The organism is Chitinophagales bacterium, from assembly GCA_019638515.1.
Classification (GTDB): domain Bacteria; phylum Bacteroidota; class Bacteroidia; order Chitinophagales; family LD1; genus UBA7692.
The window spans coordinates 1-16,210 of sequence record JAHBTS010000007.1 but is presented as its reverse complement, the minus strand read 5'-3'; the positions used below and the strand labels follow the sequence as shown (position 1 = coordinate 16,210).

The 16,210-nt window shown below is 38.9% G+C and carries 12 protein-coding genes; 8 read left to right on the top strand and 4 right to left on the bottom strand.

Annotation, left to right across the window (positions count from 1 at the left end; genetic code table 11):
- Both KF872_11065 and rplS read left to right on the top strand, forming a co-directional pair.
- Entirely contained in the window at positions 1 to 540 is a 540-nt protein-coding gene (locus KF872_11065; protein ID MBX2904081.1) for a phosphopantothenoylcysteine decarboxylase, read from the top strand.
- A gap of 73 nt (positions 541 to 613) precedes the next feature.
- Positions 614 to 985 carry a 50S ribosomal protein L19 gene (rplS, locus tag KF872_11060; protein MBX2904080.1) on the top strand — a complete coding sequence of 124 codons (372 nt, stop codon included), beginning with the start codon at positions 614 to 616 and terminating at the stop codon, positions 983 to 985.
- A gap of 70 nt (positions 986 to 1,055) precedes the next feature.
- Here the strand turns inward: rplS and KF872_11055 are convergent, their stop codons facing one another.
- The 4 genes from KF872_11055 to KF872_11040 form a co-directional block, all read right to left on the bottom strand.
- A complete protein-coding gene (locus tag KF872_11055) occupies positions 1,056 to 2,441 on the bottom strand; it encodes a hypothetical protein (protein ID MBX2904079.1) in 1,386 nt (461 codons plus the stop codon).
- A gap of 3 nt (positions 2,442 to 2,444) precedes the next feature.
- On the bottom strand, positions 2,445 to 3,782 hold the full coding sequence (locus KF872_11050) for an amino acid ABC transporter substrate-binding protein (protein MBX2904078.1): 1,338 nt from the start codon (positions 3,780 to 3,782) through the stop codon (positions 2,445 to 2,447).
- A 133-nt stretch (positions 3,783 to 3,915) separates the two neighbouring features.
- A complete protein-coding gene (locus KF872_11045) occupies positions 3,916 to 6,024 on the bottom strand; it encodes a hypothetical protein (GenBank protein ID MBX2904077.1) in 2,109 nt (702 codons plus the stop codon).
- The gene (locus KF872_11040; protein ID MBX2904076.1) at positions 6,025 to 9,201 is read right to left on the bottom strand and encodes a hypothetical protein; all 3,177 of its coding nucleotides are present in this window, start codon (positions 9,199 to 9,201) and stop codon (positions 6,025 to 6,027) included. It abuts the gene before it with no gap.
- A gap of 96 nt (positions 9,202 to 9,297) precedes the next feature.
- On the opposite strand from KF872_11040, the gene KF872_11035 reads away from it, so the two are divergent.
- From KF872_11035 to KF872_11010, 6 genes are all read left to right on the top strand, one after another.
- A complete protein-coding gene (locus KF872_11035; protein ID MBX2904075.1) occupies positions 9,298 to 9,795 on the top strand; it encodes a hypothetical protein in 498 nt (165 codons plus the stop codon).
- Positions 9,792 to 10,592 carry an SDR family oxidoreductase gene (locus KF872_11030; GenBank protein ID MBX2904074.1) on the top strand — a complete coding sequence of 267 codons (801 nt, stop codon included), beginning with the start codon at positions 9,792 to 9,794 and terminating at the stop codon, positions 10,590 to 10,592. The genes KF872_11035 and KF872_11030 overlap by 4 nt, the downstream gene beginning before the upstream one ends.
- A gap of 76 nt (positions 10,593 to 10,668) precedes the next feature.
- Entirely contained in the window at positions 10,669 to 12,069 is a 1,401-nt protein-coding gene (locus tag KF872_11025) for a beta-glucosidase (protein ID MBX2904073.1), read from the top strand.
- Positions 12,070 to 12,110: 41 nt separating this feature from the next.
- Positions 12,111 to 12,515, top strand: coding sequence for a hypothetical protein (locus KF872_11020; protein MBX2904072.1), 405 nt, complete (start codon positions 12,111 to 12,113; stop codon positions 12,513 to 12,515).
- 152 nt (positions 12,516 to 12,667) lie between these two features.
- Positions 12,668 to 15,112 carry a TonB-dependent receptor gene (locus KF872_11015; protein ID MBX2904071.1) on the top strand — a complete coding sequence of 815 codons (2,445 nt, stop codon included), beginning with the start codon at positions 12,668 to 12,670 and terminating at the stop codon, positions 15,110 to 15,112.
- A 2-nt stretch (positions 15,113 to 15,114) separates the two neighbouring features.
- Positions 15,115 to 16,107 carry a DUF4249 family protein gene (locus KF872_11010; protein MBX2904070.1) on the top strand — a complete coding sequence of 331 codons (993 nt, stop codon included), beginning with the start codon at positions 15,115 to 15,117 and terminating at the stop codon, positions 16,105 to 16,107.
- Positions 16,108 to 16,210: the final 103 nt, after the last annotated feature.

Here is a 16,210-nt window from a genome sequence, read left to right as displayed (position 1 = left end):
ATGCGTTTAGAAGGAAAGAAAATTATCCTTGGCGTGAGTGGTTCCATAGCAGCCTATAAAGCCGCTATTTTAATAAGACAGTTTATTAAAGCCGGAGCAGAGGTAAAAGTAATAGCTACTGCTTCGGCTTTAGATTTTATTACACCTGTTACATTATCTACTCTTAGTAAAAACGCGGTAATTACTAATGTTTCGGAAGATGGGGCATGGAATAATCATGTTGAATTAGGATGTTGGGCAAATGCCATGGTTATAGCTCCGGCAACGGCAAATACCATGGCAAAAATGGCAAATGGTATTTGCGATAATATGTTGCTTGCTACCTATCTTTCGGCACGGTGCCCCGTATTTTTTGCCCCGGCAATGGATATTGATATGTGGCAGCATCCGGCAACACAGCGCAATGTGCAAACATTAGAGTCCTTTGGCAACTTACTTATTCCGGTAGAATATGGCGAATTAGCCAGTGGTTTAGTGGGCAATGGCAGAATGGCGGAGCCTGAAACCATTGTAAATATGGTGGCAGAAAAAATTGGATAAAAAAGAGTTTTGTAATACCGGAACGAAAAATTATATTTGCGCTCCTTTTTGAAAAAACAGAAACAGCATCAAAATGAATAATGTTATTAAAGAAGTAAGCGATTTACTTTTTGGCGAAGCAAAAACACATCCAGATTTTAAACCGGGCGACAACGTTACCGTTTCATATAAAATTACAGAGGGTAATAAAGAGCGTATTCAGGAGTTCCGTGGCGATGTAATTCAAATTCGCGGAATTGGCACCACAAAAACTTTTACCGTTCGTAAAATTTCTAATGGCGTAGGTGTAGAAAGAGTATTCCCTCTTTTCTCTCCATTTGTAGAAAAGATTGAAGTAAACAAAGTTGGCCGTGTACGCAGAGCTAAATTGTACTACCAAAGAGATAGAAAAGGTAAAGCATCTCGTATCCAAGAAAAAAGAGTGGTTACAGAATCTGCTTCGTAAAACATTTACCATAAGTAAAAAGCCCGTTTTCTTTTTGAGAACGGGCTTTTTTATTGCTTGCAGGTGTGGTTTAATCCACCATTTTATCTAGTAAATCGCCATAGAGTTTCATAATTCCTTGGCGAAAGGGAGCAAGTTGTTCGGCAAAATCTTTGGGTAGTTTTTTTCCTTCGCGGTAGCGGATAATCTGCTTCAACATTTTAAAGTAAGAAGTGTATTCCTGCACCATGGGATCATTTTCCTTTGAAGAAAGGAATTTGAAATTGCGGGCTAAAGTGGCTTTTGCCGTAGCTAAATCGCCACTTAAAACAAAGAATGCATTGTGTACCATTCGCAATAAAATATCACCTAGTAAACTAATACCGGTTCTTCGGAATTTAAGTGCTTCTTCTAAGTATAAAAAGGCCTTATCGAACTTAGCTTGGTTCATATATAAAATGGCGTAAGTTCTGTATATATCGAAATCCAGAGTTCCAGGTTTTTCGGAGTTGAGCAGGTGCTGTAAATTGTTGTTCATTATTACTTCTGCTTCGGCATACTTACCATTGATAATTGAAACAATGGCATACATAGTTGGGTGATAAGGATTGCGCGTTAATTGGTTTCCAAACAGGTCGAATGCTTCTTGGTAAATTTTCAATGCTTCTTCAAAATGGCTGCCATGGCAATAGGCTTTTGCAAGTTTGGTAATTGCATATATTTTATAGGTTTCGCTGATGGTGTCTTTGGCTTTTTCGTAATAGGTTAATGCTGTTTTAAGTGCGTTTACTAAATCTGGAAAATTACTGGTGTAGTAATCGTAATAGTTTGCCCAAGCTAATTGATAATGGAAATGAGCATTGTAATATGGTTTGTTTTCAATTTGGGTTGAAATTGCCTTCATTTTTTCTACAAAGAATGGCTCATACTTTTTCATTTCACCTGTTACTGCTTTAATAAATGCACGTGTAACTTCTAACATGGCACGTATTTCTAATTCATCTGCTTCGGTGCATTGCTCTTTGTTGAGCAGGTATTTATTGGCAGTGGTTTCTGCCAGATCATCGTTGTAATCGCTGGCGGGAATACGCCTTAAATTTTGGAAAGCGATGTAATAGAAATGCGCAATTTCATCTTTAGTACCGGATTTAAGTATTTGTTTTTCACGGATTTTTAGTTCGTGTTTTACAAGATCGGAAATATCTTTTTCGAGGTAAAGACTAAATGCATCTTCATAGCTGTTGCTTCCGGCTAAGATGGTGGTACACTTGTTTAGCAGTACGGAATTTATTTTATCGAAGTAGCTTTTAGAAAGTTGTAACTTGTGTTGTATGTCTTCATCGCTACAGTCGGGATTGTTACAGTGCTTAATGGTTTCAAGCAATACTTCGTATTCATTGCCTTTAAGTGGTTGTAACTTTAGTTTATGCAGTTCCGGTGCGGTGCATCGGCTTAATAAAATGCGTAGAAATGTCATTGGCTACCAGTCCTTTAGTAATGTGTAGTTTTGGATGCGCAATAAGTGTAAGAAGGTGTTTTCATAGTAATCTATACCGCGTTTTTCAGTTGTTTTGGGTGTTCTTTCTGCAATTCGGAATTGGAATTTATATCCTGCTCCGGAATAAAAGCTGCCTTGTATATTGGCAGGGAAACGGTCGTTTTCCTCAGCTGCATTATATAGCCAATTGATTACATCGTAGCCGAGCCATGCGTATTTTGGCGGAAAGGAGAAGTTGATTTCGCGGTATAAATTAATAAATTCCATTGCCTTTTTATTGTCTAAAGTATCTTCTACAAATTGCTCTGTAAAGCGGGCATTTAATTTGTTTAAATAATCTAACCGAAGCACTTCGGAATTGAGCCATGTGGGCATTCCATACACAATAACTTGTGGTTTTGCTGCTGCTAATTGCCTAATTACCATTTGTGCATTTGGCTCTTCAAACGCGCAAGCCACCACTATATTTTTTTTAGTAGGGTGTAGCACATCTACTACCGATTTTTTTTCGCTCTTTATAGCTGTTGCGGTATTAAAGAATGTAATATTGAAGCGGGTTTTTCCTGCTCCGTCAAAGTTTCTAAGTATGGAGTCTAAGCGCTGGGCTGCTTGTAAATCGCTCTTATTGGAGGTGGTGTAAATAACAATGTTTTCTTGCATGAATGAATCGGCAAGTGAGCGCACCATATTATCAATATGCGCTTCTAGTGTGGGAGCTAACTTTACGTGATATGGATTGCTGGTGGTAATAGATTTAGAGGGCGAAAATGGCTGTACGTTTACAATGCTGTTTTGCTTACAAAATTCAGCTATTTTTTTTGCGCCTTCGTGGGTGGCAGGTCCAATAATTACGTTTGCATTTTTAATAGCTTTTTCTTTTAGTAGCTCATTTATTACGGAGTCGTTTCCCCAAGTATCGAAGAAGTGAAGTTCCATCTTCAACTGTTGGTGCTCGGAGTTCTGTATTTTTTTGAGTGCCAGCATTGCGCCATCGTAAAATTCTAGAGCTGTTTTAGCCTCATCGGTAAGTAGTTTTGCTCGGTGTCTGTTTTCTTTCATTTCTGCAACGGCATCGAGTATTGCCTTGCTGCTTTCTGCTTTAAAAGGAAGTAGAACGGCTACTATTAAAGTGCCGGTTTGTTCTTTTTTTACATTGAGTGGTGTTGGCGTTATTTGATTAAGTGCCTCTTTTAGCGATACACCTCTGCGTTCAAAATTATGCGATTGAGTGGTAGGTTTCATTTCTACCATTCTTTCTGATTGCGCATATAAACAAGCGCTAACTGCTGCCAGCAGTATTGTAATACAGGTTTTAATCATTACGCTTAAATGTTTTTTGGCGAAGCAAGTTTAATCACATTATTGAATTGTTTCCGTGAAGAGTTGTTTCAAGAATAATGTAATGGAGCTAAGCTATGTTTTTTACTGAAAAAGCACTGTTTGTCGATGAGGTTTACTCCTCGGTCATTCTATTATATGCTCGAATAAACAAGGCGCCTAAGTTTTTATGTGGTGGAATATAATCTAGAAAGCGTTCGTAGGCCTGCTTGTTGCTTTTCACGGTGGTTTCTAAATCGCTCCAAGTGCTGTACCAGTTTATGTCTTTGAAATTGCGAATATCTTCTGCTAAAAGTTTAATGAGCGGATTGTTTACAAACATGGTTCCAATTTGCTTGGATGCTACTACACTTACATTAGGGCTGCGTTCAAAAATACCTTTTAGGCTATTGTAACCTCCACAACTGCCAAGTATAAACACTGCAGTGTTGCTGTGAATTTTTTCGATGGTTTTATAGGCATAATAGCTGTGGCCGCGGTGAACCATCACATCGGGTTCTTGTTTAAGGCTATCTAATAGTTTTTCTATTTGTGGTTGGCCAATGTACTCGCTTTTGGGTTTATTGGCATAAATGGTTACCAGTGCTCCCGATTTTGAAGCAATTTTTACATAATGCGGATAGTCGAATATTTGCCAGTTGGGGTCTTTAAAAACGGCTAAAAATGTTTTGAAGGAGGCATCGCCATCTTCATCGTCATAAAAGTACATTTGCCAGATATTGTGGCGGTTTCTACGAAAGAGGTTTTCGAAGTTTACTTTATCTAATGGTGGCAATTGGTATTTGGCTGCAATGCCGGAGAACCATTCATCTTTAAATAAGCCATCGCCTGCAAAGAGGTTGGAGAGTAGTCCGTAAATTACTTTTCCGCGTTTACTATTTTGTGCATCTACGCGCTTGTATTCACTTTTTATGGTGGTGCGCAGCAGGTTTAGCAAAGAGGAATCCGATATGCTCCCGAATGCGTCTGCTACTTCTACAGCTTGCTCAATATCGTTTTCATCTAATTCTAAATTGCTGGCAAATTTCACCATTAACTGTTGCTGCTGCTCCGGTTTCATGGTGGCTAGAAATTGGTCGAGCTTTCCATAAGATGCAGCCATTTTTATGAATGCTCTAAATCTATTTTCGCCCATTTGCTGAATAAATTCGTAGCCATTGGTGCTGTCTAACTTTGCAAGGAGGCGTTTAAAGCAACCATTAAATGTGGAGGTGAAAATTTCTTCTTCGCTATACACCATGAGCGTGTATAACTCGGCAGCATTAAATGAATCTACAATTGCAAATCGAATATTGTCGGGCTCGTTGTGCAGGTCGTTTACTACACGCACGTATTTTAGTGCATTTACTACTAATTCAGCTTCGAGTGAATGCTCTGCCAACGGCTCTTTTTTCTTACGAATATTGAGCATTGTTTTTAGGTATGCGTATTGTTCTTTCCCTATTTCGTTGGCGCTTTCTATGGTGAGCTGGTTATTTTCAATGGCATCTAACAATACATAAGCGTTGGTGCTTTTTCCCATTTTTTTATCAATACTAAGTATGGTTTGCACAGCTGTATTGCTGCTCTTTTTTAGGGTTCTGAAAATGGGTTGGGTTTCTAAAAAATACTTTTTTGCAAAGGCTGGTGCTGCAGTTACTGCATTTTCTAAAATGGGAAGTGCATAATCTTTATCATCAAAAAGGTATGCATAATGCAATACTTGTGTGGGATAGCGCTTGGCGGCAACTGTAAGAAACTCTTTTATGCCAGAGCTGTTTTTAAAGAAGCCTGCAATTTTTATTGATAACGGAATGTTTTCGAGCAGAAACGATTGCAGGTTGTTTTCGCGAAGTGCATTAAGCCCTGCAAGCACATGGAGGATTTTTTTATCTAACTCATCTACTCTGTAATAGTTTGATTTGTTTACGCTGCGGAGTTCTACAAAGAGGTTGTCGTAAAAGTTTATCTTATCTAAGTGAGGAATAAGGTCCTTATCTACTACTTTTTGAATATAATCTACGGTGGTAAAATATACAAAGCCGGCTTGCTTATCTGTGGCTGTATCTCCGGTGTTGATGTAGCGATCTAATTTGCCGTCCAACTTATCTATACGCTCTTGTTCGGCATCTATAAGATTGGGGCGCTTTGCAATGCTATCGTTTGCTGCAAAGGCAAAGCAGGTTGCAATGTTGAGCAAATATATGGCTGCAATAAGAGGGAGCTGTTTTTTAGTTTTTTGCATTTAAACGCCTAAGAGTGAAAAGTATGCTCTGCTAAAAAGAGATTTTAAGTTTTGATGTGGCGGCACGTAATCTGCAAAGTGAGGATTGGTGCCTATTTTCTGGCGCATTTGCTCCCAGAAATCTTTCCACACAATGTTTTTACCTACTCTAATTGCTTCGCAGAGGTTTAATAAAATGGGATCGTTTACATTCTTTGTGCCAATTTGTTTGGTGGCAATAATATGTGCATCGGGTGCATTATCAATAGCGTACGAAAGTTTATAGAATCCTCCACAAGAACCTACTAGCAGTAGTTTTACATGTTCATTTACGTTTTGCAATGTGGATGCCGTGTGGAAGCTGTGTCCACGATGGATAACTACTGTTGGAGTAAGGTCATTGGCTTTTAAATAATCGTTGATGGCATCTTGTCCGTTGGTTTCATATTCGGGTTTGTTGGCATAAATTTCTACATCATTTCCTTCTACACTTTTTACCATTACATAGCTTCCTTTATCTTCTGTTTTCCAAGTGGGGAGTACTTTAAATGTGTTTAAAAAGTTGGTGAAGGATTCGCGCCCATCTACATCATTGTAAAAATACATTTGCTCTATGCAGCGCTGTTTTTCGGCAATTAAATTTTTTGTAGGCAGTTGCGATACAGCCGGTAGTTTTATTTGCTTAGAAAGCGTATTGAACCAATTATTTTCTACTACGGCACTGCCATCTACCAAACTGGCTAAAACGCTGTAGAGCGCTAAAAGCATATTGTTTGAATCGCGCTCGGCTTTTTCGTACTCAATTTTTATTTGCGAATGCAGCACCAAAAGCACTTGCGGGTTTTTAATACTGTTGAGTGTTTCGGCAATTTCTACACCATCGTTGTTGTTTTCATTCTTAGAAAGGTGTGTAAATTGAACCAGCAGCGTATCGCGTTGCTGGGTGCTCATTTCGTTTAGTACTTCTTCTAATTTTCCGTAGGCACCACACATAGAAATGAAGGTGCGGAAACGATTGTGGTTTACATTGTTTAATAGCGAAACAACATTGCCTGTTTTTATTCTGCTTTTAAGACGAGCGTACAAACCATTAAAAGAGCCTGTAACTACTTCTTCTCTTCCAAATACCATTAAGAAGTATATTTCTTCTTGCGAAAAACTCTCTACTATTCTAAAGGGCTCTGATTCGTTTAGTGCAATGTTGTCGTTTATTTCGCGTAAAAAACGGAGGCTAAAATCGGTAAGTTCACGCTCTACACTATAATAGCCAATGTATTCTTTTTGTTTGGCTATGGCTACTAATTCTTTAAATAAACATTGAGGAGAGTTACAAAGGTTTTCTGCTTGGCCGGGTGTTAATTTCCCCTTTACAATAGCATCCATAAATGTGTATGCTTTGCTTTGGTAGCCTACCATGTGGGGCATTTTCATTATTTGCTTAATAACGCTGTCGGTACTTTTGTCGAGGAGCATAGAAACGGGGTGAGAGGCGTTGTAGATATACCGCTTCATTGAAGTGGGCGATGCTTTACCTGCTGTTTCTAAAATACGCGTTGCAAAGGCTTTTGTTTTATAGGCTTCAAAGCGTTTAAAAATTTCATCCGGCTCGTGTTTGGCGGCATAAGTAAGTAACTCTTCGGCATAACTTTCGTTGATAAAGAGCGGAATTTCTTTTAGTGTATTTGTTAGGTTTTTCTTTAAAGAAAGCATTGCCTTCTCTTTCTCGGAAAGCCTGAGTACAATTGGTTTTACCAACACTGCATCAGCATTGGTGGCAACGTTGTCGGCAGGGAGTTCTATAGGTTGGGCAGGTGTTTCAATTACTACTGTTTCTACAGGAATTGATTCGGTTTCTTTAGTGATAACTTCCGGTAATGGGTCTTTATCCGGCTCGGTTTTAGGTGTTCGGTTAAGCGATGTTGTAAGCGCAATTTCGGGAAGGCGTCCGTGTAATAGTTGTTGAATATCTAAGGAGTCTGTAATGTTGAAATCAGGTTTCATATTGGGTGTTTCAACTTGCGACATCAATTGGTATAAGTAATTGAGCGATTTGCCATCTACCATTTGCAGGATAACATCTAGTTTTTCGTTTCGTTCGCAGAAGGCTAAGAACTGTTTGAGTTTTGCAGGGCTAATAGATGATATAAAGTTATAGCTGTAAGGGTTGTAAATACGCCTTTTTATGGCACCGAGCAAATCGGTAAATGCTTGCAGCGATAACTCTTTATGGCCATATACCATTATGGTGAAAAGGTCATCGCTGCTTAAGTTTTTAAAGTAATCCGATACGGCATATCCGGTACTGCTTTTTGAAACTTCATTGGCTTTACGAACTTGGTCGATAGAGTAATTTTCTAATACTTGATAAATTGAATGCTTGCCAAATGCATCGGGCTTTTTTAGGTTGCTTACCAGTATTTTAAAAAGGTCTTGCGGATTATCGCCAAGAGAATCGGCAGCATCCATGCTAAATTCATTTTTTAATACGTTGTAGGCTAAGAGATAAGCATCGGAGCGTTGTCCATATGTTCTATAAACGCTTAGCAGGTATTTCGATGCAGGCGATTTACTGCGAACAATATTGTCGCTCACATCATTTTCTGAATAGAGGTATTTTTTTACCAAATCGGGAGCAGCAATTGCCATGCTGTCTATAATATCTAATGCAAAAGTGCGCTGCCCGAATTGAGCTGCATAGCGCAGTACTTCTGTGGGGTTTTCCCTTGAATAGGCTACAATAAATTTTTCGCAAATATTGTCATCGGGAATTAGGGAAGCATAGCTTAATGTGAACTTCCTATATAAGCGGATGTTTTCTTCCAATACTTTTTTGTTGTCCCACTCGGCAAGTAGTATGAAGTACTTAAAACCATCGTTTAGTTTACCATTTGCCATTTCTTCATCGGTGGCACTATTGTATATTACAGTAATAAAGCGCAGCAATGTATTGGCATAGCGGAATTTTTCTTCGGAACTAAACTGCGGATTTTGTGAGAATGAAAAAGCAGAATCGGCAAGTGGGAAAAAATGAGCATCTACCTTGGGGAATTCATCGGCAATTTTCTGCTTTATGCTTTGGAAGCTTTTTTGGGTAAGTATGATACGATTATTGTATGAGCTATCTACGTTGGCTTTGGCTGCTACAATGCCATATAGCAACAGCACGCATATACACACCAACCGTAAATTCTTTTTCATAAACAAGTACACCTTAAACCAAATACTTCCGGGTATTATATTTTTATACGACAAAAAAAGGATTAGGTTTGTTAAAGTTATTCACGCTACTCGCGCATGATTCGCATAAAGTCCATTTTTGTTATCACTTGCACAGTTTTTTTGCTTTTTTCTTGTAAAGAAAATGCTAGAAAAGCTAAGGTCTATCACGATGCCATAGTAAAATCAACAGCTATTGTTACCGATAGTGTAATTGATTATGCCGATGCAATCCACAGCGGCAGTTTATCTATAAGTTCAGAGGTTACGCAAAAGTACATCTCGCTGATATCAAAAACAATTGACTCTGTAAATTTTAAGGGAAATTTTGAAGGCGATTCTTCGCTCCGCACTACATCTGTTGGGTTACTTCGTTTTTACGAAACATACATCAATCAAAATTTTGTTCCTTATTTCAATTCATTGGTAAGCGACTCGCTGGGCGAAGAGCAAATTGCAATTGCCGATTCGCTACATAGAAAAATGATGGATGAAGAAGTGCAGTATTGGAATAGTTTTAATAATGCCGAAAAGAAGTTTAGCGATACTTACGATTTAATGTCTTTAGAAGAATGAAACATTTGAACGGGAAGGTAGTTTGGCTCACCGGAGCTTCATCGGGAATAGGAGAGGCGTTGGCAATTGAATTGGCCAAAGAAAATGTGAAACTTGTTATTTCTGCCAGGCGCGAAGATGAACTGCAACGTGTAAAAAAGTTGTTGCCACTAAGTGAAGAAAACTGTTGGGTGCTTCCACTCGATTTAGAGAGGCCGGAAACCTTTAAAGAGAAAACAAACGAGGTAGTGCAGCGCTTTGGGCGTATAGATATACTCATAAACAATGCCGGATTAAGCCAGCGCTCGCTGGCAAAAAACACATCTATAGACGTAGATAAAAGGCTGATGAATGTAAATTACATTGGCACGGTGGCACTTACCAAGCAAGTACTGCCTTTTATGATTACTGCCCAATCCGGATTATTTGTAACCATTACAAGTGCTGTAGGTAAAATACCATCGCCTTGGCGCAGTAGTTATGCCGCTGCCAAGCATGCATTACATGGTTTTTTTGATTCACTTAGGGCAGAGTGCTACAACGATGGCATTCGAGTATTGTTAGTTTGCCCGGGTTTTATTGCCACCAATGTATCGTTAAATGCACTAACCGATGATGGTACACCACTCGGAAAAATGGATGAAGCCACACAAAAGGGATTACAGCCACAGCAATGTGCGGCAGAAATAGTTTCGGCTATCAGTTGCGGAAAAGAAGAAGTGGTAATAGGTGGCTTAAAAGAAAAATTTGGAGTGTGGATGAAACGCCATTTCCCTTCAATATTCTCAGTTATGATTAGAAAAATGGCAGTGCGCTAAACTTTAGAATAGAAAACACAATTGTATCAATAAATAAGAAGTTATGACAAGAGAAGAATGGTTGAAAACTGCCGCTATGATTGCAGCCGGAGCCACGCTGCCCAAGCATGTGATATCGCAGTTTCTACTTGCCGAGAATGAATTAAAAAGGAGCGATTTTGGAAAAGATTTTGTGTGGGGAACTGCAACTGCTGCCTATCAGATAGAAGGCGCGTGGAACCAAGATGGCAAAGGTGAATCTATATGGGATAATTTTACGCACCGCAAAGGCGGTAAGAAGATTAAAACACGCGAAAATGGCGATGTTGCATGCGATTTTTACCATCGCTATGCCGAAGATATAGAACTGATGCGCAGCATGAATATTCCGGCTTTCAGATTTTCGATTGCATGGAGTAGAGTATTGCCAGAAGGCACCAAAACAGTAAACAGAAAAGGTATAGATTTCTATAAAAGAGTAGTAGAAAAATGCCACAAAGAAGGAATAGAACCTTGGGCAACTTGCTACCATTGGGATTTGCCGCAAGCCCTGCAAAATAAAGGAGGTTGGACAAATAGAGATGTTTTAGGTTGGTTTGAAGAGTATGTTTCTTTATGTGCAAAAGAATTGGGCGATGGCGTAAAAAAATGGATGGTGTTTAATGAACCGATGGCATTTACGGGAGGCGGTTATCTGTTGGGTTTGCACGCTCCGGGAATCTTTGGTTTTAAGACCTTTTACAAAGCCGTACACTATGTAACATTAAGCCATGCCGTAGGTGGCAAGGTGCTTAAAAATTTAGTGCCCAATGGCGATATCGGTACCACTTTTTCGTGCAGCCCGATAGATGCCAAAACAGCGCATCCATTAGATATGAAGGCAGCCGTTCGTGCCGATGCCTTGCTGAATAGATTGTTTGTTGAGCCGATTTTAGGTATGGGTTATCCAACTAAAGATTTGCCTGCATTACACCATTTAGAAAAGTATATGAAGCCGGAAGACGAAAAGAACATGCAATTCGATTTCGATTTTATTGGTGTACAAAATTATACCCGAACGGTGGCTCAGTATTTGGGTGTGGTGCCCATTATTAACGGTATAAATGTGCCTGCAAAAAAATTGGGCGATGTTACAGAGATGAACTGGGAAGTATATCCCGAAGGTATTTACCGCATTTTAAAACAGTTTGCAGCGTATAAGCAAATAAAGCGATTGTATGTAACCGAAAACGGAGCTGCATTTCCTGATACTTTAGAGAACAACGAGGTGAAAGATGTAAAACGCGTTCAGTTCTTAAAAGATTATTTAAAGAATGTATTGAAAGCAAAGAATGAAGGCGTAAATGTGCAGGGTTATTTTGTGTGGAGTTTTATGGATAATTTTGAATGGGCAGAGGGCTTTAAACCGCGTTTTGGATTAGTGTACAACGATTTTAAAACCCAAAAGAGAACAGTAAAAGACAGCGGGAAATGGTTTAGCCGTTTCTTGGCAGAGTAATTGTAAAAATTAGTATCATTAGTGCAGCAAAAACAAGTGGTATGAAAAAAACTATTCTACTATTAAGTGTAATAATAGCAGTGCTTTTGCAGGCATGCAAAAAAGACGATATAGATAAAACCTCTGTTTTTGAAGGTACATACACCGCACCTGTTGCATACAACCAATACAATAAAGTAGTAATAACTCGGGTTGGCAATACATCTTTTACTATTCAATATACATTAAACAATGCAGCGCCTTTTTTAATTATTCCTACTGCTACATTAGAAAACGATTCGGCATTTAGTTTTAATCTAGCTGCCTCTGTGAATAACAGTACAGGCAAGTATTCGGTAAAAGGTGATGGTTATATATTTCCTAATAGAATTGTAATAAACGGTAAGGCAGTAAACGATACCAATACATTGGATTTTTACCAACTTTCTTTTGAAGGATACAGATGAGATAGTGTGGCTTAATAGCTCAAACTTTTGTAGCTAATTTGTTACTTTTCGTTTGGCTTTCATTTTTAACCATTTAATTAACGGCAGGAAACTATTTTCGCGCAACGCAAAATTTAAATCATTGTAAGTTTCATTATTATATGCCGTAAACTATGCCATTAAAATTCATCTATTGTAAATCACTTTTCATTGCTTGGTTATTGCTGTATTCTACGGGAGTATGGGCACAAAATACAGAGCAGAAATTCACCCTTTCCGGTTATTTAAAAGATTCGGCCAATGGCGAATCATTATTGGGAGCAACCATACTTATTACAGAGTTAAATAAAGGAGCTGCCAGCAATGAATATGGTTTTTACAGTGTTACACTACCTGCGGGAAAGTACACTATAAAAGCTGCTTATATTGGCTATAAAACACAATTAAAAGAAATTGATTTAAATAAAGATGTTCGCCTCAATATAGCCTTTCACTCCAATGTAATTGAAACCAAGGAGGTGGTAATCTCTGCCGAGCGAAAAGCCAATGTAGAAAGCAGCCAAATGGGAAAGCAGGAAATAAAAATTGAACAGGCAAAAGCAATTCCGGCATTGCTGGGTGAGGTAGATGTGCTAAAAACATTACAGTTGCTGCCCGGTATTGCCAGCGCGGGAGAAGGCAATAGTGGTTTTTATGTACGTGGTGGTGGTCCCGATCAAAACCTGGTTTTACTAGATGAAGCAGTGGTGTATAATACAGGGCACTTATTTGGTTTCTTCTCAGTGTTTAATGGCGATGCCATAAAGAATACTACTGTAATTAAAGGGGGTATGCCTGCAAAGTACGGTGGCAGGCTTTCTTCGGTGGTAGATATTGGTATGAAAGAAGGCAACATGAAAAAGTTTGAAGTAGAGGGCGGTTTAGGACTTATTGCTTCGCGCTTAACGGTGCAAGGGCCGTTGTGGAAAGATAAAATGTCGTTTATTGTTTCAGGAAGAAGAACTTACATAGATGCACTTTTAAGCCCTGTGCTAAAAAATTTAGATAACGGAAGATGGGCAGGAAACGGCTATTATTTCTACGATTTAAACGCCAAATTTAATTACCGAATTAGCGATAAAGACCGCATATATGTTAGTGCGTATTTAGGGCGCGATGTATTTAACTTTACTGCACCCGGAGGCGGTTTCGGATTTAATTTTCCGTGGGGAAACCGAACGGCAACGGTTCGCTGGAATCACCTTTACAGCGACAAACTTTTTGGCAATGCCACCTTTTGCTACAACGATTTTGAGTTTACTGCCAATACGCAATTTCAAGGCGTGAAGTTTGGTGTAAACAGCAGCGTGCGTGAGTACACCGGCAAATTAGACTTTGATTATTCGCCTATAATTGGACATTTTATGCAGTTTGGTGCGCAGTATAACTATCATATTTTTACGCCATACCAAGCAAGTGGAAGCTCCGGCACTACTACTTTTAAGAACACCAATAAGGCTCCCAAATACGCACACGAAACCGCTGTTTATTTCTTAGATGATTTTGATGCTTTCCGTTGGTTGAAAATAAACATTGGCTTACGTGCATCTATGTTTAATGTAGTTGGACCTTTTGAAAAAACAGTTTTTGATGATGCCGGAAGAGCCATAGATACGCTGCGCTATGCCAAAAACCAACATATAAAAACCTACTGGGGTTTAGAGCCGCGTTTAAGCGCCCGTTTTAAACTGGGGCGAAACAATAGTATAAAATTAGGCATTACATGGAACCAGCAATACATACATTTGGTATCGCAATCTACTACTACTTTACCTATTGATTTGTGGGTGCCCAGCAGTTTAAAAGTAAAGCCGCAAATTGGTATTCAATACGCATTAGGCTACTTCCACAACTTTAAAGACGATATGTTTGAAACATCGGTGGAAGTGTATTACAAAGATATGCGCAACCAAATTGAGTATGGAGAAAGTGCCGTAGGCAGCTTAACTGCCGATGTAGAGGATCTCTTTACCTTTGGTAGAGGATACAGTACCGGAGCAGAGTTTTTTGTAAAGAAGGCATTGGGAAAATTTACAGGTTGGATTGGTTACACGCTAGCATGGACATGGCGTAAGTTTCCTGAAATAAATAATGGAGAAACCTTTTTGGCACGCTACGACCGCAGGCACGATTTAAGCGTAGTGCTTATGTATGAAATTAGCAAGCATTGGAAAGTAAGCGGCACGTTTGTGTTTTCATCGGGGCAAAGAACTACCATGCCAACTTCATTTTATTTACACGAAGGCAATCCGCATTTTGTGTATGGAAAAAGAAACTGGTACCAGCTGCCGGCTTACCACCGTTTAGACCTTGGTTTTACCTATATTATTCCTCACAAGCGCAATTACTATTCCGATATTACAGTAAGTGTGTATAATGTTTACAACCGCTTAAATCCGTATTTTATTTACCTCGACTCTAAAGGCGACTTAAATGCAGAAAAGGGTGAAGACGGCAAGGTAAATAAGTCGAATTTTAGGTTTACGGCAAAGCAAGTATCTCTATTCCCCGTATTGCCTTCCATTACATGGAATTTTAAGTTTGGTTTTAATTTGAAAAAGAAACCTAAAGACAGCTAAATATGCAGCAGGTACCATTTTTAAAAAGTTTTTTGCCACTTGCAATTTTTGTGGCAGCAGTGGTTGTAGGCTCGGTTTCGTGCACTAAAGAAATTAGTGTAAACATACCCAAAGATGCACAACAATTAGTGGTGGAAGGCAATATAGAAATTGACCGTCCGCCCGTGATATTGCTTTCGAAATCGCAAAGCTTTTTCGATAATATTGATATAAACAACTTAGCTGCGTATTATGTGCACGATGCTAAAATGACTGTAAAATCCGGAACCGACAGTGTAGAACTGGTAGAGTATTGCTTAAATAATCTTCCAATTTCTGATGAACAGAAAAAGCAATTATTAGAAAGTTATGGTTTTAATATTGACGACTCTGTTCCTTTACCTAATGTGTGTATTTACTCTATTCCCGATTTGTTTAACTGCCTGCTGAACGGAAATTGCTCTATGGTAGGAAAAGAAAACACCAGCTACGATTTGCGAATAGAAGTAGAAGGTAAAGTACTCACGGCTTCAACCACCATTCCTACTCCCAAAGGTGTAGATTATTTGGAGATTAGGCCGCGCCCTAAACCAATTGAAAACGATAGTTTTGTTTCAGTTTTTGTAAACATTACAGTGCCGGATACTTTTGGAAACTTTGTTCGTTATTGGACAAAACGCAATAAAGAACCATTTTATTTACCGGCATCGCAATCGGTTTGGAACGATAAATTATTTGTGGGGTTAAGTATTGCCTTACCTATGGAGCGCGGCTATGCCAAGGGAACAAAAGTAAATACCGAAGACTATTCTTATTTTTTGAAAGGAGATACGGTAACTTTAAAGTGGGCTAACATCGACAATAAAACATACGACTTTTACTATACATTAGAAAATGATGGCAGTGGTAGCCCATTTGCCAATCCGGTGAAAGTAAAAACCAATATTGCAGGTGGAGCATTAGGTGTTTGGGCAGGTTATGCAACCAAGTATTATACCATTGTGGTACCTAAATAGTTGCGCCTATTATTTGAGTTGTAGGCTATGCTAAAAATAATGTTTTTGGCATTTCTCTTCCTTTTCGCCTACTTGGCGCAAACCCATATACGATAAATCGCGG